The organism is Rahnella bonaserana (assembly GCF_019049675.1).
GTDB classification, from domain to species: Bacteria; Pseudomonadota; Gammaproteobacteria; order Enterobacterales; family Enterobacteriaceae; genus Rahnella; species Rahnella bonaserana.
The window spans coordinates 298,833-322,136 of record NZ_JAFMOW010000064.1 but is presented as its reverse complement, the minus strand read 5'-3'; the positions used below and the strand labels follow the sequence as shown (position 1 = coordinate 322,136).

Genomic DNA, 23,304 nt, shown 5'->3' with positions numbered 1-23,304 from the left:
TCCAGTCCTGTAAAACAATCATCGGGAAGGGTCGTTGTATGAATGATTCAGTGAAGACGCAATGTATTGCGGAATTTCTTGGTACCGGTTTATTTTTGTTTTTTGGCATCAGCTGCCTTGCGGCAGTAAAAGTTGCGGGAGCCAGTTTTGGTTTGTGGGAAATCTGCATTGTGTGGGGACTGGGGATTTCGCTGGCTGTCTACCTCACCGCAGGCATTTCCGGTGCACACCTGAATCCTGCGATCACCATCGCCCTCTGGCTGTTTGCAAGTTTTCCCGCTCGTAAAGTGGTGCCTTATATTATCGCCCAGGTAGCCGGTGCTTTCGGCGGCGCGCTGCTGGCATACATGTTCTACCATAATCTCTTTATCAATTTTGAAACTGCCAACCATATGGTGCGCGGAAGTGTTGAAAGCCTGCAACTGGCCAGCATTTTTAGTACTTATCCTTCGGCGGCCATCAGCGTGTGGCAGGCGGCGTTTATCGAAATCGTCATAACCTCGATTCTGATGGGGCTGATCATGGCGCTGACCGATGACGGGAACGGCGTGCCGCGTGGCCCCTTAGGTCCGTTGCTGATTGGCATTCTGGTCGCAGTTATCGGCGCTTCAACCGGCCCGCTGACCGGTTTTGCCATGAATCCGGCGCGTGATTTTGGCCCGAAATTGTTCAGTTTCTTTGCCGGATGGGGTGACATCGCCATGACCGGCGGCCGGGCAATTCCATATTTCCTGATCCCGATTATTGCGCCTGTTATCGGTGCTTGCCTGGGCGCAGCGGTGTATCGCCTGTGTATCGGTAAAAATCTGCCGGGTAATGCGGCGGTGGCGGAAGTTGCCAAACCTTAGATTTCATTTAGCCCATAAAAACCAGCCCATAAAAAAGGCGGTGCTGATGCATCGCCGTTTTTTTATCTGCAAATCACGTTTATTTTTTTACGTTTATTTTCTACGGCCAGCGCCACGAGGCTTTTGGCTGTTGTTTACAGTGACCGTTGATTGTTCCTTCTTCGGTGCCTCTTCTGAAAAATCCATACAAGTGGATTGATCCGGCGTTTCTTCCACATTCAGTTCTTCCACATTACGCACCGGAATAGTGAGTGGGTTTTCAAACGGTACGGGTTCAGCTTGAGGCCCGGCAGCGGTTATGCCGAGGGTATCTGCAGAATAAATCATACATTCAATGTGTTGCGCCGTACGGGCAATCACTTTGTGCGCATAAACGGTGCCCACTTTGCTGGCCGCCATCACACCCGCTGCGACGCCCGCGTTAATGGCGCCGATCTCGCCTTCAAATTTGACGGTGACCATACCGCCACCTTTGGTCAGTTCATAACCGATAAGCGTGACGTGCGCGGATTTTATCGCGGCATCCGCGGCTTCTATTGCCGCGGCCAGACCGACGGTTTCAATTAATCCCAAACTTTGTCCGGGCATAAGTCGCTCCTGTTAACAGATTCAAGGTGAAGTGCGTCGCGCACTGTTTCAGGCGTTATCGCGCAGTGCCTGTGCTTTATCGGTTTTTTCCCAGGGGAAAATGTCGCGACCAAAATGGCCGTAGCAGGCGGTCTGACGGTAACGCGGGACAAGCAAATCCAGTGTCGCGATGATGCCGCTGACGCTGAGGTCAAAATGTCGGTTCACCCGCTGAACCAGTTGTGGCTCCGTAAGCGGGCTGCTGCCAAAAGTGTCGATACGGATGGCGACCGGGCGGGGCAGGCCGATGGCCCAGGCGAACTGGACTTCGCAGCGCTCAGCCAGCCCTGCCGCGACGATATTTTTTGCCACATAGCGCGCGGCATAAGCGGCCGAGCGATCGACTTTCGAAGGATCTTTACCCGAGAAGGCACCACCGCCATGACGGGCTACGCCGCCGTAAGTATCTACGATGATTTTCCTGCCGGTCAGGCCACAATCTGCTGCCGGACCGCCAGTGACAAATTGTCCGGCGGGGTTGATCAAGATACGGGTTTGAGGCGTTAGCCAGCGGGCGGGAATAACCGGTTTGATGATCTCCTCAAGTACCGCTTGGCGAAGGTGCGTAAGAGAAATTTCCGGGCAATGCTGCGTGGAAATCACCAGCGTATCGGCGGATACCACCTGATACTGGCGATAGCGTAACGTAACCTGACTTTTGGCGTCGGGGCGCAGGAAGGGCAGGCGCCCCGACTGGCGTAACGCCGCCTGACGCACCATCAGACGGTGTGCATACACCAGCGTCGCAGGCATATATTCTGCCGTTTCATTGCAGGCATAACCGAAAGTGATGCCCTGATCGCCCGCGCCCAGTGAATCAGGGGTTGCACCGCCAATACCTTGCGCGATATCGGCAGATTGTTTACCCAGCATATTCAGTACGGCGCAGGTCGCGCCGTCGAAACCCAGACTGGAATGGTTGTAGCCAATTTCTTTAATGGTGTGGCGGATTACTGATTCGATATCAACATGAGCAGTTGAGCTGATTTCCCCCGCCACAATGGCTACCCCTGTTTTGACCAGGCATTCACAGGCCACTCTGGCTTGCGGATCCTGTAACAGACAGGCGTCCAGAATGGCATCGGCTATCTGGTCAGCCATTTTATCCGGGTGCCCGGCGGCAACCGATTCAGAGGTAAAAAGAGAGTCTTCCAAAGTTGCCCCACGTTGTTCAAAGGTTCCCCCATGGTAGGGGGTGGCAGCTGAAAGCAACGTACATTATCTTGCGGGCAGGGAGGACTTTTTTGCCCTCACGGCGTACGGTCGCACAAAATTAGCCCGCCTGTGAACTGACGGGTTCCGGTGCGACGATTTTACGGAAATCTGACGGTGACATGCCGGTCTCTTTTTTAAATATACGGCAAAAATAGTTGGCGTCCTGGTATGACAATTCCAGCGCGATGGTGTTGATTCTGAGATCACTGAACTGCAAAAGTGATTTGGCAACGCTTAACTTGCGGGCAGCGATGTAATTTGAAAAACCGGCACCGGTCATTTTCTTAAACGCCCTGCTCAGATAGCAGGAGCTGACGAAGGAGCGAGCGGCAATGTCGTCGAGCGTCAGATTATTAAGAATGTTTCTCTCAATGTGGAATCTGGCGCGATCGATAAAATTCATGGTGCCGGCAAAGTGTTTTAGTGCATGGTCGAAAACGTCTTCGCCGATGCTAAGCAGGCTGGTCATGATGCGGAAATAGGCTCCAGGCGTAATGCCAGACTGGCTGATTTCCTGGATCATTGCCGTTACTTTCTTCCCGGCGGGCAGTCCTTTATCTCCCAGTGAAGAAAGATGCTGATGCAGTAATTCGAGTATATCCGTCAGTAATTTGCGCTGACTGATGCCGGAAGGTGTACTGGCGCATGCGTCATCGAGCGCATTTAACAGAAACTGGTGCCACTGATAATAATCGCATTGTTCGATCATCGCGCCGATAGATTGTTTAAGTGCCCGTGACGCCGCAATATCCACGTCACTCACCGCGAGGGTTTTGCTGATGGCATCGGTAAGGGTACTTTTTTTCACCGGTTTCAGCAGATAATCATCCACTTTCAGGTTCAGCATGCTGCGCACAATATCGAAATCGTCATTAGCGGTAGTGACAATCACTTTGGTGCTGGCGCTTTTGGTGCGCAGATATTCAATCACCTGATTGCCATTAGGCAGCGGAATATTAATATCGACCAACATCATGTCGATTTGATCGAGCTGGTCGATCAGCTGGATGGCTTTTTTGCCGGTATTGGCTTCATGCACCACAGAATTATCGACGTACTGAGACACAATGCGTCGCAAAGATTCAGATTCAATGAGTTCGTCTTCGACAATCACAATATTGTACATACTCATATCTCCAGATTTCAGGCTTGCAGCATGGGAAATTTCAGGGTGATAGTGGTGCCCATTCTTGGCCGGTGCGCGCTGGAAATCGCCAGACCGTAGCTTTCACCAAATAATAGCTGAAGCCGGTTTTTTATATTATTAATGCCGATACCGCCTTTCTGACGTTTCTCGTCACCGGACAGAATATTGGCAATATCCGCCTGTGAAATGCCGTCGCCGTTGTCGGTCACCTCCAAAATGACATCGTGCCCGTCGTCTGTGGCACTGATCTGCAACAGGCTGGGAGTGTCGCGTGGCTCAACCACGTAATTGAAAAAGTTCTCGACCAGCGGCTGCAAAATCAAAAACGGGCAGACAACATCGAAGTATTTTTCCGGAATATCACACTCATAATCAAAACGGTCATTCATGCGGACTTTCTGAATGGACATGTAGCAGGTGACATAATTAATTTCATGACTTAGCGTAATCAGACCATGATTATTTTTGCGCAGCAAATAGCGCATCATGTCGGAGAAGTCATGCACCATGGTTTCTGTGCGCTGTGCATCTTCCAGATATGCCAGACGGCCAATGGTATTTAATACGTTAAATAGAAAGTGCGGGTTAATCTGATAAGACAGGGCTTTGAATTCCGCTTCGTGCAATGAACGTTCTATTTCCACTCTTTTACGCAACTCATCGGTGAGTTCGAGATCTTTGCGGTGCAGTTCCCGCTGAATATTGTTGGTATGTGCCTGTTCTACCAGATATGACGAGACATGTAATAATGTGGAGGCGGTCGATTCGAAACGATCGTAAGGCATGCGTTTAGCATCATGATGTAAGTCGATCAGCCATTCATTTTCTTTCCACAATTCGTTGTTATTGAGAATAAAGGGGATGGTGCGCTCTTTCTCTTCCTCGACTTTTACCTGGCCGGAAATAAACGCACCCAGATAATGATCGTTAATCATGATTGGCACAGCGAACTCAACAAAGCCGCAGTAACAGCGGTACACCACTGGTTTTCCGGCCTCCATAGCGGCACGTCCACCGGCGTTATCACTTTCGTAGCAATGTGTTGCCAATGTTTCGTTAAGCCGTGAACGGGCGCAGAAATCTGAAAAACCGCTGGCCTGCGTGACGGGCACACCATCCTGATCGACCACCACTAAGGCAATCATCATCGATTTACTAAAATTATCCTGGAGGGTTTGAAGTCTTTTTACATCAAGAAATTCATGCAATTTATATTTGTTATTCATTATGATTACCTGCACTGGTAATTGAAAGCATTCACCGTATAAATATACAGGAAGGCACCTTTATGTATTTTGAAATCCGTCACAGCGGGGGTAATTTAAATAATCTTGATTATTAATTTATATGCGCTGATGTTAATTATAAGTGTGTAAATCAGTCAGATATTTGCGATTCAGACGCAAAATGATTAACTCACCATGACTGCATTGAAGTCTGTATGGGACAACGCAGGCGGAATAAATCAGATGATGCGAAATGAATTATCACATCATCTTGTTGCGAGAGTATTTACTATTTATTTGATCTGCGAGAAGTGCCGGGAACGCCAGTGCAATTTAGGGGTCAGGAAGCATTGGGTTTGTGCGATGGGTTGTTCATTCATCAGGTCACTGATCATGCTGAAGCAGTGCATAGCCAGTTCCCCGCAATCCTGCGCGACCGTGTCAATTTTCACGGACAGGGAATCGTACAGATAGTGGTCGTCAAAACTGCACAGATGAATATCGCTCTCGAGCAGCTGATGCTGGCTCATATAGCGCAGAACGCCTTCCATCAGGCCGCAGGAAGCCACGAAAAGCGCTTTGGGCGGACGTCCGAGACGGGCGCAAAGTTGCGCAAACATTTCGTAGCCGGAGCTAGGGTGGTAATTGCCGTACACAATCCAGTCCGGATTCAAAGTGACACCCGCCCGTTGCAGGCCAAGCTGATAGCCCGCGAGGCGGTCACGGGTTGGGGAAATTCGTGGCTGACCGCCGAGAAAATAAAATTCCTCACGCTGGGTTTCTGCAACTCGCGAAACCAGTTCTGCCGAGGATTCGATGGCTTCACAGACCACAATCGGCAACTGCGTGTCCTGCATATGACGGTCGAATAAGACGACGGGCAATTGCTGGCTGATTTTCACGTATTCCGCATCACTGAGCATACTGGACGCCACAATCAGTCCGTCGACCTGACGCTGAATGAGATTATTGACCACCATGGTTTCCTGACTGGTATTTTCATCCGTACAGGCGATCAGCAGCTGCATGCCGTTTTCGCGACACAGCGTTTCAAGTTCGTTAGAGCAGGCAGCAAAACCATAGTTGGTCATTTCCGGGACCACCAGCCCAAGTGTGAAACTGCGGGTCACATTGAGCGAACGCGCGTGAATGCTGGGCTGATAATGATGTTCAGCCGCCACGGCGAGTACCCGATCCCGGGTGGGATCGGAGATTCGAAACTTCTTGCTGTGTCCGTTGAGTACCTGGCTGGCAGTCGATTTTGAGACGCCAGCCAGTTCGGCTATGCCACTGATAGTGATGCGTTTGGTCTTTTTCACTGCGCCATATTCTGTTGTCCGGAAAGACATTTATTCTATCACGCATTCCGCCAACGACCAGTGGCGCAGCGTAATCTGATGTGACCCCCGCAAGTTCAATTGTGCCGGTAAAACAGGGAAATAGCGTGAGGACATCACCGCTTCTCCGCCATTAATGAATATCTCAAGGCTCGACGCATCGCTTAACACCGTCAGCTTATGCAACTGACCGCGCCAGATCCGATGTTCAGGCAAGCCTGTACGCCGGTTATTTCGCGTTAAACGCAGCCATTGTCCGTTAAAGCTGAGTGTCATATCGCCACCTAAACTGGCGCTAAAAGCATGTTCAGTGACGATCTCTGTTTCAGCTTTTGTGATGTTCAGAGGAGGGCAATCGTCGGCAATCCCCTGCCATGCCTGCTCATCACGACGGAGTTGTTGCAGCTCGCGCGCCGGTTTTTGCATGATTTTACCCGCCACCAGCGTCACTTCGCGCGGGCAGGTCATCGTATGCAGCCAGCCGTTTTGTATCGTTGGCTGGTAAAACTCATCCCCGTCCGGGATCCCCATCCATCCAATCAGCAGGCGTCGCCCGTCATCCGTTTGCGTGGTCTGCGGCGCATAAAATTCGAACCCCAGATCCAGCTCAGTGAATTCGCCGTGCTTAAGGGTCGCATTGTCGTAATCCAGTTGCCCGACAAAATAACCCGACTGGAACGTATTCAGATAACGGTCAGATTCCGCCGCTAAACCTTGCGGACAGCAAATCAGAATGTCGTTATCTGCCAGCCGGAATAAATCCGGACATTCCCACATGTAGCCGAATTCGCCCAGCCCGTGTAAACCTGAACCGGCAATTTCGCCCAGAAAATCCCAGGCTGATAAATCGTCAGATCGCAGCAATAACACTTTGCCTTTGAGACTGAGATCCTGAGCGCCCAGCACCATGTACCAGTGGTTTTCATGGCGCCAGACTTTCGGATCACGCACATGTCCGGTATAGCCTTTCGGCAGATTAAAGACCGGCCCGGTTTTATCAAATTCGCCGTCTGCATTTTCGCGCGCCAGACACTGAAATGCGGTACGGCTGCCATCGGGATACTTCACGTTACCGGTATAAATCAGCGTCAGCTGGCCGTTATCGGTCACGGCTGAGCCGGAATAACAGCCGTGAGTTTCGTATTCTTCTGACGGCACCAGCGCCAGCGGTTCATGCTGCCAGTGCAATAAATCGGCCGAGCTCCAGTGACCCCAGAATTTAGCACCGTGCGCACAGGCCAGCGGGTTCCATTGATAGAACAAATGGAAACGACCGTTATGCTGAATAAATCCGTTCGGGTCATTCAGCAGCCCGACCGGTGGCGCGAGATGCCAGCCGGGACGATAAGGATCTGCCGCTGCTTTAACCTGACCGGCCACCACGCTGCGCAGCGCTTTTCTCAGCAAACTGGTTTCCGTCATTTCTCACTCTCCGTGTTGTATTTCAGCAGCAATGACAGCAGGAATGCGCTGCCGAAGGCAATCACTAACCCGATCAGGTAGCTGAGAATAGAGCTGGCCTGCACGATAGCCAGCCCCGGTATGCCGGTCAGACCGACTGCCGTCATATTGACGTGCATCGCCACCACCCAGGCACCGCCGAGCGCACCGCCCGCCAGCGCCGCCAGAAAAGGCTTCATAAAGCGCAGGTTGATCCCGAAGATTGCTGCCTCCGTAATACCCAGCATGGCGGAAAACGCCGAAGGCACTGCGATGGCTTTAATTTTCGCATCACGCGTTTTGAAGTAAACCGCCAGACAGGCACCGCCCTGCGCAACGTTAGCCATCGACCAGATCGGCAGCAGGAAATTCACGCCGATATTTGGATTACCCAGCAAACCGGCTTCGATAGCATGGAAGCTGTGGTGAATACCGGTGATGACGATGACCGAATACAGCCCGCCAAATATCAGCCCCGCGAACCAGCCTGCATGAGTAATCAATGTACTGAGAATAAAGGAGATGCCGTCACCCAGCGCACGACCCGCCGGGCCGATAATCAGGAAAGCGATAAAGCCGGAAATGATCACTGTCAGGAAAGGCGTCAGGATCAGATCCAGTGCATCCGGAATGATTTTGCGCAGGCGTTTTTCGATAAAACTCATGAACCACACCGCCAGCAGCACCGGGAAAACCGTGCCCTGATAGCCGATCATCGCAATCTCAATACCAAAGAAATTCATGGTATGGAAACCGCTGGCGACGCCCCAGGCGTTAGTCAGCGCCGGATGGGTCAGAATGCCGCCCAGCGTAGCGCCGAGGAACGGGTTGCCGCCAAATTCCCGCGCGGCGGTAAAACCAATCAGAATTGGCAGAATGATAAACGCCGCTGAGCTGAACATATCGAGCATGATAAAAATCGCGCTCTCCGGGTTGGCCCAGCCGTAGGTTTTCACCATGCCGAGCAGCCCCATCAGCAGGCCGGATGCGACAATCGCCGGAATGATCGGCACGAAAATATTCGACAGCACGCGGGCGATGCGCTGAAACGGATTCAGCTTTTGCGCCGCAATATCAGCGGCTTCAGATTTACTGGATTCGCTGATACCGGCTACTTTAATAAATTCGGCGTAGACCTTGTTCACCAGCCCCGTACCAAAAATGATCTGAATCTGTCCGGCATTGCTGAAACAGCCTTTAACGCCTTCGACCTGTTCGATAGCACTTTTGTTGATCAGGCTGTCGTCCGCCAGCACCAGACGCAGCCGGGTGGCACAGTGTGCCGCGCTGGCAATATTGTCCTTGCCGCCCAACAACGGAAGCAATTCAGTCGCAATCGCATTGATATTCATAGAATCCCTTAATTTTCATTATCATTAACGCCCGGTCAGGCCGGGCGCTTTTTTTAAATCAGACCCTGCCGTTTAGAACCAGGTTTCCATCTGGATACCAAAGTTCCATTGCCCGCCCGCCGTGAATCCGTCGGTACCAAATGAATCTGCGGAGGAATAACTGTCGAGCTCTTTGCTCCAGTCCATATACGTGGCGAAGAAGCGGATTTCCGGACGACTCAGCATGTCGCTGATATCGCCTACCTTGAAGGTCGGAGCGAAGGTCAGTTTGTAGAAACCGCCTTTCACTTTGTTGTAATCGCTGTAACCCTGTGGATTGAGATCCATATACTGATAACTGCCTTCATATGCCAGTTCGAAGTTCTCGGTAATTTGCTGGATCAGACGGGTGTTAAAGGTCAGCCATTTGTAATTATCGCCAGAGACATAACGGTCTTTGCTCTGCTGCGCCAGCACTGCCGGGGCGATACTCCAGTTTTTGCTGATGGGCGTGATGCCATACGTTGCCAGACGCAGCGTTCCGGCATCGTCAGTCAGTCGTCCGTCAGAGCCCAGCGCTTTCACTTCCGCTCCCAGTCCGTGTCCGTAAAGCAAGGCTGTTTTCGATGTCCCTTCACGCAGGCCGTAGAAACTGTCACCGTGATACGCCAGCATCGTGTGGAAGCCGGTGTCCGCCGCGGTGCTGGTCCCCCGGTTGCCGGTATTTTCACGATCCTGATTATTTTTGGCACGCAGGCCGCTCAGCATCCACTGGAATGGACCGGCATAGTTGTTGGCCGTGACAATGTAGTTTTCGATGCGGGTGTCGTCGTTATTGTCGTCTTTCAGATCGTCAAAGTTTCTTCCGTAAAGCGAGAAGTTACTTTTCAGGTTATCGCCCCATTTGACGTCGTAGATCCCGCCGCCGGTACCCGCCAGGAAGATGATGTCGGAATCCAGCCAGTGAATGTCGAAGTTATCGCGGTCAAAACGTTTACCCGCCCACAGCGTGGAATCTTTCCACGGACCGGTGAATGTCGGCAGCGACCCCAGTTCGACAAACGCCTGACGGATATTTAAGTCGCTGGTCGCGCCGGTCCAGTCGTTGTAGCTGCGCTGACCATCAGCCAGCATGACTTTGTAGCGGGAGGTCGCACCGCTGGCCATCGTCTGGTTGTGCTCCAGATTCAGTTCGACGTAGGTGTTATTTTCGTTACCCAGACGCCCGACTGCACCGCCTGTTTGTCCGGCCGGGGTGACGTACGGGCCACTTTCCGTTGAGGTGCCAGAATCATTCATGATCACGCCGGAACGGGCATAACCACTGAATTTAAACCCGCTGTTATCACTGCTGTTGCTTTTGGCATTACTGGCTAACGTTTCGGTGCGTTTAGCCACATCGGCAGTTTGCTGCCGGGTGGTTTCAGCCGTCTTCGCCACCTGACGCGTTTGCTGTTCGTTACTGGCGGTGCGTGTCTCGAGTTGTTTAACCTGCTGTTCTGCCCGCGTAGCACGGTCTTCGGCCTTAGCGGCTCGGCTTTCGGCGAGTTGTAGTCGTTTTTCCATCGCCGCAAAGCGGGCTTCAATAGCACTGGAAGAAAGATCGGCCCCCTGAGCCGCAGAAGAAAGAATAAGTCCAATAGCAACAGCAAGATAGCGAGGTTTCATCATCATTTTTATCCCTTCAGAGGAAGTTTAATTATTATGGGAAAACCATTTTGCTAAATTGCTAAACTGGTTTTCCTGAGCACAATAGACATTCACCCTCCCTTTATGCAACGGAGTTCCTTTATCTGTTGGTGTAATTGTGATCTTGCTGGCAAATCTGCACTTAATCTTAATAATTCATTTGTGCTTGTGAAGCTAAACCGGTTCTTCTATTTTATCGACAGGCAAATTAATCAGGAATGTAACTAAGGGAATGACGATGAATAACAGAATTTGGGTACTGGGCGATGCGGTGGTGGATTTGATCCCTGAGCCGGATGGTCGCTTATTAAAATGCCCGGGCGGTGCACCCGCAAATGTTGCCGTGGGCGTCCGCCGTCTCGGAGGAAACAGTGCTTTTATCGGGCGTGTAGGTGATGATCCGTTCGGGAAGTTTCTGGTGAAAACGCTCGGCGATGAGAGAGTCAATACCGACTGTATGATCCCTGATCCGCATCACCGTACCTCCACCGTGGTGGTGGAAAACGATGCCGACGGCGAACGTTCTTTCACGTTTATGGTGCGTCCGGGGGCGGATTTATTTCTTCAGGCCACCGACATTCCGGCGTTTAGCGCAGGACAGTTTTTACACTTGTGTTCGATTGCCTTATCCGCAGAACCATCACGGTCTTCCGCCTTTCTGGCAATGGCGAAGATGAAAGCGGCACGCGGTTATGTCTGTTTTGATCCCAATATCCGGCATGACTTGTGGCCGGATGAGGAACAGCTGCGTGACAACCTTGTCCGCGCCTTGTCGCTGGCGGATGTGATTAAGATATCGGAGGACGAGCTGGCGTTTCTGACCGGAGAAACATTGCTGTCAGAGGGAATGCTGCGCCTGTGCGAACGCTATAATCCCGAACTGTTGCTGGTCACGCAGGGTAAAAATGGTGTGTCAGTCTACCGCAAGAAGAATGCCACCCTTAACCACTATCCGGCACCCGAAGTGCGGGCGGTGGATACTACCGGTGCGGGGGATGCCTTTGTCGCCGGACTGCTGGCCGGGCTGGCGCAGCACTGGCCGCTGACCTCGGACAACGTCTGGCAGCAAATCGTTCATCAGGCGCTGGCGTGCGGGGCTCTTGCCACCACAGCCCGTGGCGCAATGACCGCATTACCCGACAGCGCGACCTTAGAGGCGTTTTCCTCCCAGAACTGATCCGAATAGATTTACTCTGTGTCCGTTTTTTTGTGTAGGATCAGGGGAGTCAATTTTGCCGGACCGGAGAGTTATGGCTTCGCTGAAAGAAGTAGCACAACTGGCCGCGGTTTCACTGATGACAGTGTCCCGCGCCATTAACGAACCGCAGCGGCTAAAGCCCGAGACACTGGCGCGTGTCCAGCAGGCGATCAGTGCCCTGAATTATGTGCCCGATTTCTCCGCGCGCAAAATGCGTGGCCGCAGTAGCAAAGTCTCGACTCTGGGTGTGCTGGCGCTTGATACCGCCACCACGCCATTTTCCGTTGAACTCCTTCTCTCGATTGAACTGACGGCGCGTGAATTTGGCTGGAGCAGTTTTCTGGTCAATATCACGTCGCAGGAAGACAGTAAGCGGGCGGTCAGTCAGCTGCTTTCTCAGCGCCCGGACGGTATTATCTTTACGACCATGGGGTTGCGTGAAGTAGAAATCCCGGAACGTCTGCTGGATAAAAACCTGGTGCTGGCAAACTGCCTGAGCCGCGAACACGCGCTGCCGGGTTACATTCCTGATGATTTTGCAGGGCAGTATCAGGCGATGAAAGCCCTGATCAAGAAAGGTTACCAGCGTCCGCTATGCTTTTATTTACCCGATTCCATACCTGCCGGGATTTGCCGAAGGGCAGGCGCGGAAGCGGCCTGGCAGGAAGCCGGATTGCCTGCACAACAACTGCGCCAGTTCCATATGGCGTCAGGTGATGAGCATTATCGCGATGTGGTGGCTCTGCTGAATGAGTTTACCCCGCAGGATAAGCCGGATTTTGACGTGCTGGTGTGCGGCAACGATCGTATTGCGTTTCTGGCCTATCAGGTATTGCTGGCGAAAGGCATCGCCATCCCGCAGCAGGTGGCGGTTCTGGGTTATGACAACATGGTCGGTATCGGTGATCTGTTCCAGCCGCCGCTGACCACGGTGCAGTTGCCGCACCGCGAGATAGGCCGTGAAGCGGTATTGCATCTGATCGAACAGCGGCCGAACAGCGGAGTGATACAGATTTCCTCCCCGCTGCTTGAGCGTGCTTCTTTGTGACGTTATTCGGTGCTCAGTGTCCAGCTATCTCCCTGACTTAACATGGCCTGTCCTTTTTCTGCAAAGAGAGAAAGGGCGCGCTTGTCCGGCTGCGGATAAATTCTGCTGCTGAGCGTTTTCTCCCCCTGATTAACAAAAACTTCCACCGATGAGCGGTCGATATAGACACGCAACTCCAGAAGATTGCCTTCCGGCAGCACGACACTGCGGCTGTCCTGAATTCCGTATGCGGAATAATCCCGGCTCAGAAAGAGTCTTTGCGCCTGTTTGTCCACGAATACGGAAAGACCGTCGCCGAGCATGATGCCAAAGCGTTCGGCGTCGGAATGACTGAGATCCCATTGCAGGATAATTTCAGTCGCCTGCGCATTTTCAGAAAGTTGCTGCACGTGGCCTTTCAGCACGCAGGGCGTCAGCGGGCGATGTTCCCGGCGAAGTGTGCAGACTTCTTCCACCGGCACCATGAGGAGTTTTCCGTCACGTAACGTCAGCTCGCGGGGCAGGGTAAGGCAGCCCGCCCAGCCTTCTTCTTTGGACGGCATTACCGATTCCCACATATCCATCCAGGCGATAATGATCCGGCGTCCGTCGGCCGCAGTGAATGACTGCGGCGCATAGAAATCGTGCCCGTGGTCGAGTTCCATAAAGCCTTGCGTAATCTCAAAGTGGTGACCCGGCTGCCAGTGCCCGCGCAGATAACCGCTCTGGAATAAGTTCTGATAATCATGGCCCTGCGTGCGGATCCCTTGCGGCGAGCACATCAGAATATTTTCGTCGCCCAGCGGGAAGAAATCCGGGCATTCCCACATGTAACCGCTAGCGGCGTCCGCTTTGGCGAGGACGCGATCAAACGTCCAGTCGCGCAAGCTGGTGCCTTTATAAAGCAGTACCTGTCCACAATCGCTGGCGTCACGGGCACCGACGACCATCCACCAGTGACCGTCTTCCTGCCACACTTTCGGATCGCGAAAGTGCATGATATTTTCCGGCGGCGTCAGCACCACGCCCTGTTTGGTAAAATGAAGACCGTCCTGACTGGTTGCAAGACATTGTACTTCACGGATGGCGCTGTCATTTCCTTCACCATTGAGCCAGACGTGGCCGGTGTATATCAGGCTCAGCGTGCCGTTGTCATGAACGGCACTGCCGGAGAAGCAACCGTCGCGGTCGAATTCTTCTCCCGGTGCCAGCGCCACCGGCTGATGCTGCCATCTCACCATATCCTTGCTGATGGCGTGACCCCAGTGCATCGGTCCCCAGTTTTCACTGAACGGGTGGTGCTGATAAAACGCGTGATATACCCCCTGATGATAAATCAGGCCATTCGGATCATTCATCCAGCCCGCCGGAGGGGCGAGGTGAAAGTTGGGATAAAAGGCGTTGCCACGCAGAGGTTCTGCCTGATTTAACGCCTGTTGTGCGCGTTCAAGTTTTGTCTTCATACCATCTCACTTTTATTCAGAAGCAAATGTTTTGCTGTCGGGGAAGGCGGAGCCTGGCTTTTTTCGCCGGTCAGCAGGAAAACGGAAAGGAGGGTGAGGACCAGTACCAGTGTCCCCATGATCATGTAGGTGTCAGCAAAGCCCAGCAGGTCGTAGCCGTGACCGGCCAGCGGCGATAACACACTGGCGCAGACTTGCGTAATGAACTGGAATCCCACCAGATAAAGTGTGGCGGAAAGGCGCGGGTCAAAGCGGGTGGTAATATATTTAAACATCGCAATCAGCAGGATGGGCAGCTCAACAGCGTGCAGCAATTTCATGCAGGAAATGGTGACCGCATCGGCTGCGAGGCCGGAACCAAAAACGCGCAGTGCCATAATCGTTCCACTCAGCAGCAATCCGTTTTTCGCCCCGATTTTGTTGACGACAAAAGGGGCGAGGAACATGCCGCCCGCTTCCAGAAACACCTGGAAAGAGTTAAGGAAACCGTACATCTCGTTGCCGTGGCGGACATCAGAAAACAGTGACGCGAAATACACCGGAAATTGCTGGTCGTAGACGTTGTAAACGCTGACGCCGGTAACAAAAACAATCAGCGCCCAGAATCGCGGGAGGCGAAACAGGGTCATGGCATCGCTGAGCGTCAGGGTGCTGGACTTGCCGTATTCGAGCTGGCTCAGGGCATCCGTTTTCACCTCACGAAGTTGCCACAGCAGCAGCAGAAAAATGGCAGCCGAACAGGAAGCCATCCAGAAGTTAAGGTTGGGATTGATATTAAACAGCATCCCGGCAAAGAAGGTTGCGACCGCCCAGCCCAGTGAACCCCACATTCTGGCTTTACCGAACTCAAATCCAAGAATACGACTGACGCGCTCGGTGTAAGACTCCAACGCACCGATCCCGGCAAAAAAAGTCGCACCGACATACAAACCGCCCGCCACAGCGCCTGACAAAATACTAATCTTCAGCAGCGGCGCAAAAACGAAAATAAAGAACGGCCCGCTGATGAGTAACAGAAACCCCAGAAACCAGAGCAGGTTTTTACGCAACCCCAGTTTGTCCTGAATGAAACCGTACAGAGGCTGTGCACAAAGCGCGGTCAACGCGACGGCGGAAAAAAACAAGCCTGTTTCAGTGCCTTTCAGCCCGACCTTTTGGCTCAGCCACAGTGAGATAAGCGAAAAGGCGGAAGACCAGGTGTAGAAAAAGGAAAAAAGTAAACCACTCAGCAATGCGTAATGACTTCGTTGACTGTTTTTCATGGCATGTCCGGGTTTGAATCGTCACAAGGAGTCATATTGTTAACGTTAACATCTCAGTTTTCAAAGATTCATAAAGCCAGAATTATGATGTTAATCACGAATGTTAACGTTAACATTTTTGGAGTGTGATCAAAGTATCATTTTTCTTGAAGAGCATCTCTTTGTTGAGTGAGGCGAGCGGGTCAGCGAAAACAAAACGAGAAGGAGCATGGGAGGAAAAAGGGCAGGTTAAGCAGCTTCCGGGACTGAATAAAAAAGGAGGAGATATCGCTATCTCCTCCCGTGTTTTACATCAGGACATTTATGAGGCTGTCATTACAACGGGCGCTGATGGGTATAAACAGCACGGGGTTGAGTACGGCGCCCCAGCATGCCCATAAAGCCCGCCAGAATGGCTTCAATCACTAACATCACAAAGGTAAACCAGCTGGCTTTCGCCGTTGCAGCAGCTGCTTTTTCAGCGGCTTCGCGGGCTTTCTGCTCAGCTTGTTGTTTCAGTTCTTCATATTTCGCACGGGCCTGCTGATAGGTTTTTTCAGCCTGGCTGACAATCTGATCGACTTCCTGATCGCTTTTTCCGGTACGGGCCTTGATGATATTTTTCAACGCGTCACGGTCAGCTGCCTGGAATGTATCAGCATTACGACTAATTAAACCTTTAATAAAATTAGTGATATCCGTATCGGCTGTTTGCGGATGGTTGGCGGTATCAGCTGCCTGATTTTGTGCATTATCAGCCTCATTCTCGGCTTTATTTTGCAGATTCTCAGGTTGTAGTTCTGGTTTGCCGGTCTGGCGCAGAGTGGTTTCAAGTTCATTCTGCAGACTGTCGAGATTAATATTATTTTCTCCCAACTTGTCTTTAACCATTTGAGTAACCGGTGGCGCGGCGGCAGATATTCCACTGCCTAACGTTTGTAGTCCGGATCCCACAACACTGGCTGCACCGCTGACCGCATTGTTGACGACCACAATCAGGAACCAGGTGCAAATTAAGGTGTTCACCCCAAACATTAATACGCCATGCAGAGCACCTTCACGCTGAGCCAGTCGCCCGCTGGCATAGGCCCCGGCCGCAATGGAAATCAACATGCTGATGCCTGTCCAGATGGCCGCTCCCTTCCCTAATCCATCGAGTGGGTTTTGCTCTTTCAGCGGATCAATGGTACTGGCTCCGATGGCTGTCCCTAATATTGCCAGTAACAAATAAACCACCATTGAAATAATGACGCCGGCAAAAATAGCACTCCATGAAATACGTTTAAGCGGCACTCTGTTAACTGGCTCAATCAACGTTTCATTATAAATTTCAGTGGTAGGTTGTTGATGTTCTGTCATTTTGATATCTCCATGTATCGCCATACTTTTGATGGTCAGATGGCGGTTAATACCATCATAATCACTGCCTGCCGTGGCTAATATCAGCGGATGATCGCACGATTACATTAGCTGCCTTAATGTTAGTAAGAGAATGACGATTACACCAAAAAATAATTATTCACCTTAAAAAATAGGGGCTTTATTCTAACCCTTCCTGCCTTGCTGAAAATAAATCAGTAAACAGAGCGGTTTCAATAGGTTACCGCGAGGGAGGCTCAATGGACAATGAAAGTGTGTCGTAGCGCCGCTACTGATAGCTTTATCGCAGAACGCAGAAGGGTTGCTGCGGATAACGGCCGGCGCGAATTTACTGCGCGTTTTCCTGTCAGCGGACGTTGCCGGGTAACGTGAAGTATTCACCGTATAAATATATAGGGATTAACATTGATTCTGCCACCGGGCGAAGTGTCGATGGAAAAAGGATTATATTCTTGACCCCCTTTCTGCTGAGGTCGATAATAATTAAAAGAGTCATTCAGTCATTGGGCGGGAAACGTTTCATGATGACTGATTTATTAAAAATGCACCATTTTATGAAAAAGTCCTTCGCTGTCAGAGTCCTGTTAAAATTAAGCGGAGCCATTCATTCGCGTTTTATTCATAACTTCGCGGCGAGTAAATAAAAATCCTTATCAAATTCAGATGAATTTTTTAATAAAAACATCAATATCTTAATAAAGAGTTAATGCCATGTTAAATCGAAAACTATCACACACAAATTCACACACAAATTTATTATACGGGTCAGCCTTTAAGACGGTAGCCAATCGATACAAAATAGTTATAGGAGTGAGATCACCAAACGCGCTGAGTTTTGCACTGCTTAACGACGGATTTCCTTCAAAAAATTTTCATGTCAAGGCGAAGTCCAGCCCGGCCGGCCCCACGGCGGGTTTCATTACTGAAGATATAAAATATTCAAAAAGCCCGCTTCATTTAGAACAAAAGCATCGCAATTACATTAATGAATCAAAAGTGAAAGGGGCTAAAGCAGTAAACTTAATTATTAACAACGCAAGGATTAAAGAATTAATAGAAAGTAAAAAAATGACACGTTGTAGCCAGGGGCGATATTCAGCAAATTATCCTAATGGAACATACGATTTCTTTATTAATGATGCCGGTGGCGTTTTTGATGAAAAAAATAATCCTGTTAAAGTGATGACAAACCCTCCTGAATTTGGGGCTACTGCAAGTAACATACAGCCGATAACAGCAGACTATGATCTCTTCGCGATTATCCCGAGGGTTAATCAAAGTTACAATATCAGGCCGCTGACTTCCCCTCCAATACTTATGAGAGGGAAATTTAACCTTGATTTTCTTTCACCAAAGAGTTTTTGTAATAAAAAAGAAGATGTTAACAAAGGAAACATGCACTTTTTTGGTGAAAGGATCGCAGATGCCCTGAACAGGGAAGTAAAAGTTCTGGGGTATTCCGGGGGTAAGTTAATCTGGCACAACGATGAAACGGGGAATCCATTTAGTCCAGGATTTGATGTTAATGACAAACCTATATTCTTCCTTCCTGGGGGAGAAGTTTTTGTCGCAACCTCAAGGCCGGGATTAATCAATTTTTATGCGTGTTTAAAATCAGAAGGGTATGCGCCTGAATACAGTCCACGATTTGGTTTTTAATCATAAGATGTACCGCCCGGTCAGGATCTGTCTGTCACTGGCAGCACAGTGTACAGGAGTAGATAAGCAGAAGAATGGTCGAAAGATATCGCTCCGGGGCTTACAGAAACATCGGGCCTGGCCATTCACTTCTGTAGTTCAGGCCGCCTCTTGTTCCTGTAAGACGGGTTGTAACCGGCGGTGGAGATAGCTTCCTATTCTGCCGGGTGATAATTACCTTGCTCGTCTGCGCTTTCAAAGACCATTGAAACGGAGTTCACACAGTGACGCAGATTCTTCTCGGTTAAATATTCTCCCTCAAAGACATGCCCCAGATGCGCCTTACAGTTGGCACAGACAATTTCGGTTCTGCGGCCATCGGCATCAGGCACGCGCTCAACCGCACCCGGAATTTCATCATCAAAAGCGGGCCAGCCGCAGTGAGATTCAAACTTATGTTCTGACGAATACAGCGGCGCAGAACATCTTTTGCAGACATAACGGCCCGGTGAAAAGTGCTCATTATATTCACCGGTATAAGGGCGCTCCGTCCCTTTATTTTCAATAACAAAACGTTCGAATTCGTTGAGTTCTTTATTCATTCTGATGACTCCTCAGATTACAGACATTGCAGGTTCTGGCTTTCAGTTTACACGATAAACCTGACCGCGTGGCGTACACGACCAGACCTGAGCACCTGCTGCTAAGCGCCGGTCAGCGGGTTCAGCTCAGCAGGGAAGGCGGGGATCTCAGTTAAAACGTGACGGTTGAGGCTCATTCTGGCTGACGGGCATTGACGTAAACGTGCGGGAGGACAGCAAGGAAATAAAAAAGCGCCATGTTTGCACATGACGCTGTTGTGATTAAACGGCTGTATTAACGTCTGATGTTAGAAATCAACATTAACGCCCAGCTGGAAGCTGCGACCAGGCATCACGGCCAGCGCTTTGTTGTATTCATCCTGATTGGTGGTATCAGTCAGAGTACGACTGCTCAGGTAATCCCAGTATTTGCGGTCGGTGATGTTGTAAACGCCACCGCTGAGTTTCACGTTCTTCGCGACTTTCCAGTACGCCGTTGCATCAACCATACCGTAGCCCGGTACGTTCATGTATTCGGTGGTGGAACCCGTGATTGGCGTACCGGCGTTGGTGTAGCTCTGACGGTTAGTCGCTTCGGCTTTTTTGCCTTTGACGAACGTCGCGGTCAGCGCAGTACCGTACACGCCGGATGGATCATCCCACGCCACGCCAGCGACAAATTTCATTGGCGGCACACTGTCGAGATCCACATATTTGTCGCCATCGTAGCTGGATTTAGATTCACCCTTGGCATACCCCAGTGCGAAGGTGGTGCTCAGACCGTCAACGCTGCTGAACCAGGTACCGTAGTTAATTTTGGTACTCACATCACCACCATAGATAAACGCTTCATCGCGGTTTTCGGCCTGATAAATCGTATAAATATTGGATGGCACATTGGTGAACATGCCCGGGTTGGCCGCACGGCTGTAACGGGTGTTGGCAATAAAGTTTTTGTAAGTGTTGTAGAAGACGGAAGTCTTGAAGGTCACACCTTCAGTCGCTTCACCTTTCATACCCCATTCGAAGTTATTGCTGGTCTCGGTTTTCAAATCCGTGTTGCCGATCAGCGCGTATTGCTGAGAACCGGCATAAGAAGAACCGAGGTTCCAGGAACCGTAAAGCTGGCTGGCATCCGGGAATTGCGCACCACGACGATATTGCAGGTAAGTCATCAGCTTAGGCGTGATGTCATAGGTGAACGCCAGGGACGGGAGAACCTGCGTATCGGAATTGGCTTTGCCGTAAAGGGTAGAAACCTGACCCTCAGAAACGGTTCTGTTGGACAAGTCAGACAGATCTTTCGCTTTGGTGTTCTGATACGCCACACGTACTGCAGGCACGATGGAGAAATCATGGCCATCGAGGTCAAACTTCATGGTGTCCTGCAGGAAGCCGCCGAGAATATAAGAACGGCTGTTCGCTTCCGGCTGCATGATAGTGGTGTAAACGCTTTGATCCGGGCTTTCACGGAACGGACGTTCAGTGTTGGACATACGACCGTTGATACCGGCGCTCAGCTCATGACGCCCCAGTGTTTTCAGCCAGCTGGTTTCGCCGCCGAACGTGTTGACGTCATAGTTGGAATAGACGTTCATCATCTGCTTACTGGCGTTCGGCATGTAGGTATTGTCGTGCGCCTGCGTGTACTGGTAATACACTTTCGAAACAATAGCATCGACGTAATCGTTGAACGGCGTCCATTCATCCTTCAGCGTCGCGCCCCAGCGGCGGGTATTACTTTGCTGCTGTGCGGTGCCGAGAATAGCGCTGCCTGAGCTGTTCCACGCATCGTAATGGGTATGGTTTACTTTTTCGTAATAATCGAGCGTACCGGTGACTTTATGTTCGTCATTTGGCTGCCAGATAACGGATGTCATGACTGCGTCGGAGTGCCAGTTTGCCGGATACGCATCGTGCGTTCCGCTGTTATTGCTGGTTTCCTGACCGTCGCGGCGGCTGATGGCAATCAGACCACGCAGGGTTTCGTCACCTGCGGCGGCGGTGATGCCGTTGTGCCAGGAGCGGTCGGAAGAATCATAATCAGACTGGTAACCGAAATAGGTTTCCTTGCCCGGACGCAGATAATCATCGGCAGATTTTGGCAGGAAGGAAACCGCACCGCCGATAGAGGTGTTGGCACGTTCAGCGGAGGTGGCGCCGGATTCGATATCCACCTGGCCGTAAATGTAAGGATCGATGTAATCACGGCCAATACCGGACGTGCCCAGACCCGCGCGGCTTGCGTAGCTGCGGCCGGTGGCGCTTGGCTGGGGAATGCCATCGACATCGATGCCGACGCGGTTGCTTTCCAGACCCCGGATGTTATAGCCGGTATAACCGTTACGGTCGAAGCCGCTTTTGCCGTTGCCGGAACCGCCGCTGGAGCCGGTGGCGGTGATCAGCGGCTCATAACGCATGATTGTGCCGAAATTATTGCCACCTTTTTGCTGCATTTCTGCTGCTGTGATGGTGGTTTTCGAGCCCGGCTTTTTATCCGGCATCGTTTCGGTCACCGTCATCACTTCTTCATTGTTCTGCGCCAGATCCTGCGCAGTACGTACCACCGGTTTTTTCCTGATGGCTTCAGAAGCTGGCGTTTTACTGGCTGCCAGATCGGTGGTGTCTTTAATCGCTTGTGCTGCAGTTACGTTAAAGGTGGTGGTGAGAATCGTCCCCATGAAAATGACGTTTTTCACCAAACCCTGCTGTGTAAAGGATTTGAACATTTGTTTTTAGCCCTGCACTATTTTTAAAAGTTCTGCTCGCATTTACTGCCTTTCGACAAATCAGACGCGCTGGTCATCTGCTTTCAAATCTTCCGTAAAAAGCCCTTATCCTTATAAAATATGGGTTTATTTAACGTCCTTACCCACTTCGGCTTGGTGCGAATGATAATGATACTGATAATTGTTATCAACAAATTGATAAATAAAAATGGGCTTCTTAACGAAATCTTTGCAATGCCTGGCTCAGAATGAACTACCGTGAGCACAAAAGTGCGGGGGTTGATGTCTGTGTCCTTACGTTTTTCAGGGTTGCGGAAAATAGTCCTAAGATATATCTTTCGTTCAACCTTACTTCAAAAGAGAAAACGTGATGACTCAACATCGCAACGAAATCCCTGCCGTAAACCTGCCTGTCCGCGTCAAAAATGACCTGGTTTTCCGTCATATCACCGTTAAAAGCAGCGAAAACGTGGCTGGCTGTTTCCAGCGTATCGTGTTGAACGGCGACGATCTGAAAGGTTTTAATTCGCGTGGTTTTGATGACCACATCAAACTGTTTTTCCCGGCAAATCCCGGTGATGTGATCACGCCTCCGGTCGCGACCGACGAAGGCATTGTCTGGGGCGAAGGGCCGCGTCCGCTTAACCGCGAATACACGCCGCTGCATTTCGATGCACAAGCCAATGAACTGACGCTGGATTTCTATCTTCACGATGGCGGTGTCGCCAGTGAATGGGCGGCTGGCGCGAAGCCGGGTGATAAACTGATTATTGGCGGGCCGCGCGGTTCACTGATCGTCCCGACCACTTACGCATGGCAGTTGTATGTCTGCGATGAAACCGGTCTTCCGGCGGTGAAGCGCCGTTTGCGCGAGCTGAAACAGGCCGCGTCTGCCGCGAAAGTCACCGTGCTGGTCAAAGTGAAAGATGTCAGCTGCGTTAGCTACTTAGACGATGAAAAAGAGTTCGACATCGAATGGATTGTCAGCGAAGAACAAAATGGTTATCGGGAAGATGACGCGGCGGTTAAAAAGCTGAAAAGCCTGTCCCTGCCGGAAAGCGATTACTACATCTGGGCGACCGGTGAGGGGAAATTTGTTAAAGGGCTGAATGATTACTTCGTTGAAAATCGCGGACTGGACGCCAATCTGGTGCGTTGTGTCGCTTACTGGCACAACAAGTAACGAT

The 23,304-nt window shown here is 51.0% G+C and carries 18 protein-coding genes; 5 read left to right on the top strand and 13 right to left on the bottom strand.

What is annotated here, in order from left to right; genetic code table 11:
• The first annotated feature begins 38 nt into the window (after positions 1-38).
• On the top strand, positions 39-848 hold the full coding sequence (pduF, locus tag J1778_RS15515) for a propanediol diffusion facilitator PduF (protein WP_217173931.1): 810 nt from the start codon (positions 39-41) through the stop codon (positions 846-848).
• A 93-nt stretch (positions 849-941) separates the two neighbouring features.
• On the opposite strand, the gene J1778_RS15510 is transcribed toward pduF, so the two are convergent.
• The 8 genes from J1778_RS15510 to J1778_RS15475 form a co-directional block, all read right to left on the bottom strand.
• Positions 942-1,436 (bottom strand): BMC domain-containing protein, encoded by a 495-nt coding sequence (locus tag J1778_RS15510; protein ID WP_217173930.1) that lies wholly within the window; start codon positions 1,434-1,436, stop codon positions 942-944.
• Between the two features lie 48 nt (positions 1,437-1,484).
• A complete protein-coding gene (gene metK / locus J1778_RS15505) occupies positions 1,485-2,630 on the bottom strand; it encodes a methionine adenosyltransferase (RefSeq protein WP_217173929.1) in 1,146 nt (381 codons plus the stop codon).
• 118 nt (positions 2,631-2,748) lie between these two features.
• Entirely contained in the window at positions 2,749-3,816 is a 1,068-nt protein-coding gene (locus tag J1778_RS15500; protein ID WP_217173928.1) for a response regulator, read from the bottom strand.
• Positions 3,817-3,833: 17 nt separating this feature from the next.
• Positions 3,834-5,063, bottom strand: coding sequence for a sensor histidine kinase (locus J1778_RS15495; RefSeq protein WP_217173927.1), 1,230 nt, complete (start codon positions 5,061-5,063; stop codon positions 3,834-3,836).
• A gap of 293 nt (positions 5,064-5,356) precedes the next feature.
• A complete protein-coding gene (locus J1778_RS15490) occupies positions 5,357-6,412 on the bottom strand; it encodes a LacI family DNA-binding transcriptional regulator (RefSeq protein ID WP_217173926.1) in 1,056 nt (351 codons plus the stop codon).
• Positions 6,413-7,822, bottom strand: a complete 1,410-nt coding sequence (locus tag J1778_RS15485) for a sucrose-6-phosphate hydrolase (protein ID WP_217173925.1) — start codon at positions 7,820-7,822, stop codon at positions 6,413-6,415.
• Positions 7,819-9,192: a sucrose-specific PTS transporter subunit IIBC gene (locus J1778_RS15480; protein ID WP_217173924.1), complete on the bottom strand. Its 1,374-nt coding sequence runs from the start codon at positions 9,190-9,192 to the stop codon at positions 7,819-7,821. The genes J1778_RS15485 and J1778_RS15480 overlap by 4 nt, the downstream gene beginning before the upstream one ends.
• 72 nt (positions 9,193-9,264) lie before the next feature.
• A complete protein-coding gene (locus tag J1778_RS15475; RefSeq protein ID WP_217173923.1) occupies positions 9,265-10,845 on the bottom strand; it encodes a carbohydrate porin in 1,581 nt (526 codons plus the stop codon).
• Between the two features lie 253 nt (positions 10,846-11,098).
• Between J1778_RS15475 and J1778_RS15470 the strand changes: the two genes are divergently transcribed.
• Together J1778_RS15470 and J1778_RS15465 are read left to right on the top strand one after the other, a co-directional pair.
• Entirely contained in the window at positions 11,099-12,037 is a 939-nt protein-coding gene (locus tag J1778_RS15470) for an aminoimidazole riboside kinase (RefSeq protein WP_217173922.1), read from the top strand.
• 73 nt (positions 12,038-12,110) lie between these two features.
• Positions 12,111-13,106, top strand: coding sequence for a LacI family DNA-binding transcriptional regulator (locus J1778_RS15465; RefSeq protein WP_217173921.1), 996 nt, complete (start codon positions 12,111-12,113; stop codon positions 13,104-13,106).
• A 2-nt stretch (positions 13,107-13,108) separates the two neighbouring features.
• Here the strand turns inward: J1778_RS15465 and J1778_RS15460 are convergent, their stop codons facing one another.
• From J1778_RS15460 to J1778_RS15450, 3 genes are all read right to left on the bottom strand, one after another.
• Positions 13,109-14,548 carry a glycoside hydrolase family 32 protein gene (locus tag J1778_RS15460; protein ID WP_217173920.1) on the bottom strand — a complete coding sequence of 480 codons (1,440 nt, stop codon included), beginning with the start codon at positions 14,546-14,548 and terminating at the stop codon, positions 13,109-13,111.
• Entirely contained in the window at positions 14,545-15,810 is a 1,266-nt protein-coding gene (locus tag J1778_RS15455) for an MFS transporter (RefSeq protein WP_217173919.1), read from the bottom strand. Before J1778_RS15455 ends, J1778_RS15460 begins: the two co-directional genes overlap by 4 nt.
• Positions 15,811-16,125: 315 nt before the next feature.
• Positions 16,126-17,148: a hypothetical protein gene (locus tag J1778_RS15450; protein ID WP_238484739.1), complete on the bottom strand. Its 1,023-nt coding sequence runs from the start codon at positions 17,146-17,148 to the stop codon at positions 16,126-16,128.
• 732 nt (positions 17,149-17,880) lie between these two features.
• Between J1778_RS15450 and J1778_RS15445 the strand changes: the two genes are divergently transcribed.
• Positions 17,881-18,828 (top strand): anthrax toxin-like adenylyl cyclase domain-containing protein, encoded by a 948-nt coding sequence (locus tag J1778_RS15445; protein ID WP_217173918.1) that lies wholly within the window; start codon positions 17,881-17,883, stop codon positions 18,826-18,828.
• Between the two features lie 194 nt (positions 18,829-19,022).
• On the opposite strand, the gene J1778_RS15440 is transcribed toward J1778_RS15445, so the two are convergent.
• Together J1778_RS15440 and J1778_RS15435 are read right to left on the bottom strand one after the other, a co-directional pair.
• Positions 19,023-19,409, bottom strand: coding sequence for a methionine-R-sulfoxide reductase (locus J1778_RS15440; RefSeq protein ID WP_217173917.1), 387 nt, complete (start codon positions 19,407-19,409; stop codon positions 19,023-19,025).
• Positions 19,410-19,696: 287 nt separating this feature from the next.
• Positions 19,697-22,117, bottom strand: a complete 2,421-nt coding sequence (locus J1778_RS15435) for a TonB-dependent receptor domain-containing protein (RefSeq protein ID WP_217173916.1) — start codon at positions 22,115-22,117, stop codon at positions 19,697-19,699.
• 370 nt (positions 22,118-22,487) lie between these two features.
• Here J1778_RS15435 and J1778_RS15430 point away from each other — a divergent pair, with 370 nt between their 5' ends.
• On the top strand, positions 22,488-23,300 hold the full coding sequence (locus J1778_RS15430) for a siderophore-interacting protein (RefSeq protein WP_217173978.1): 813 nt from the start codon (positions 22,488-22,490) through the stop codon (positions 23,298-23,300).
• The last annotated feature ends 4 nt before the right edge of the window (positions 23,301-23,304 follow it).

Coding starts and splice junctions, on each gene's coding strand:
- J1778_RS15495 (WP_217173927.1), bottom strand. CDS start 5,063: ATGAATAACAAATATAAATTGCATGAATTTCTTGATGTAAAAAGACTT.
- J1778_RS15475 (WP_217173923.1), bottom strand. CDS start 10,845: ATGATGATGAAACCTCGCTATCTTGCTGTTGCTATTGGACTTATTCTT.
- J1778_RS15455 (WP_217173919.1), bottom strand. CDS start 15,810: ATGAAAAACAGTCAACGAAGTCATTACGCATTGCTGAGTGGTTTACTT.
- J1778_RS15435 (WP_217173916.1), bottom strand. CDS start 22,117: ATGTTCAAATCCTTTACACAGCAGGGTTTGGTGAAAAACGTCATTTTC.
- J1778_RS15510 (WP_217173930.1), bottom strand. CDS start 1,436: ATGCCCGGACAAAGTTTGGGATTAATTGAAACCGTCGGTCTGGCCGCG.
- J1778_RS15470 (WP_217173922.1), top strand. CDS start 11,099: ATGAATAACAGAATTTGGGTACTGGGCGATGCGGTGGTGGATTTGATC.
- J1778_RS15465 (WP_217173921.1), top strand. CDS start 12,111: ATGGCTTCGCTGAAAGAAGTAGCACAACTGGCCGCGGTTTCACTGATG.
- J1778_RS15450 (WP_238484739.1), bottom strand. CDS start 17,148: ATGACAGAACATCAACAACCTACCACTGAAATTTATAATGAAACGTTG.
- J1778_RS15480 (WP_217173924.1), bottom strand. CDS start 9,192: ATGAATATCAATGCGATTGCGACTGAATTGCTTCCGTTGTTGGGCGGC.
- J1778_RS15445 (WP_217173918.1), top strand. CDS start 17,881: ATGTTAAATCGAAAACTATCACACACAAATTCACACACAAATTTATTA.
- pduF (WP_217173931.1), top strand. CDS start 39: ATGAATGATTCAGTGAAGACGCAATGTATTGCGGAATTTCTTGGTACC.
- J1778_RS15500 (WP_217173928.1), bottom strand. CDS start 3,816: ATGTACAATATTGTGATTGTCGAAGACGAACTCATTGAATCTGAATCT.
- J1778_RS15440 (WP_217173917.1), bottom strand. CDS start 19,409: ATGAATAAAGAACTCAACGAATTCGAACGTTTTGTTATTGAAAATAAA.
- J1778_RS15490 (WP_217173926.1), bottom strand. CDS start 6,412: ATGTCTTTCCGGACAACAGAATATGGCGCAGTGAAAAAGACCAAACGC.
- J1778_RS15460 (WP_217173920.1), bottom strand. CDS start 14,548: ATGAAGACAAAACTTGAACGCGCACAACAGGCGTTAAATCAGGCAGAA.
- J1778_RS15485 (WP_217173925.1), bottom strand. CDS start 7,822: ATGACGGAAACCAGTTTGCTGAGAAAAGCGCTGCGCAGCGTGGTGGCC.
- J1778_RS15430 (WP_217173978.1), top strand. CDS start 22,488: ATGACTCAACATCGCAACGAAATCCCTGCCGTAAACCTGCCTGTCCGC.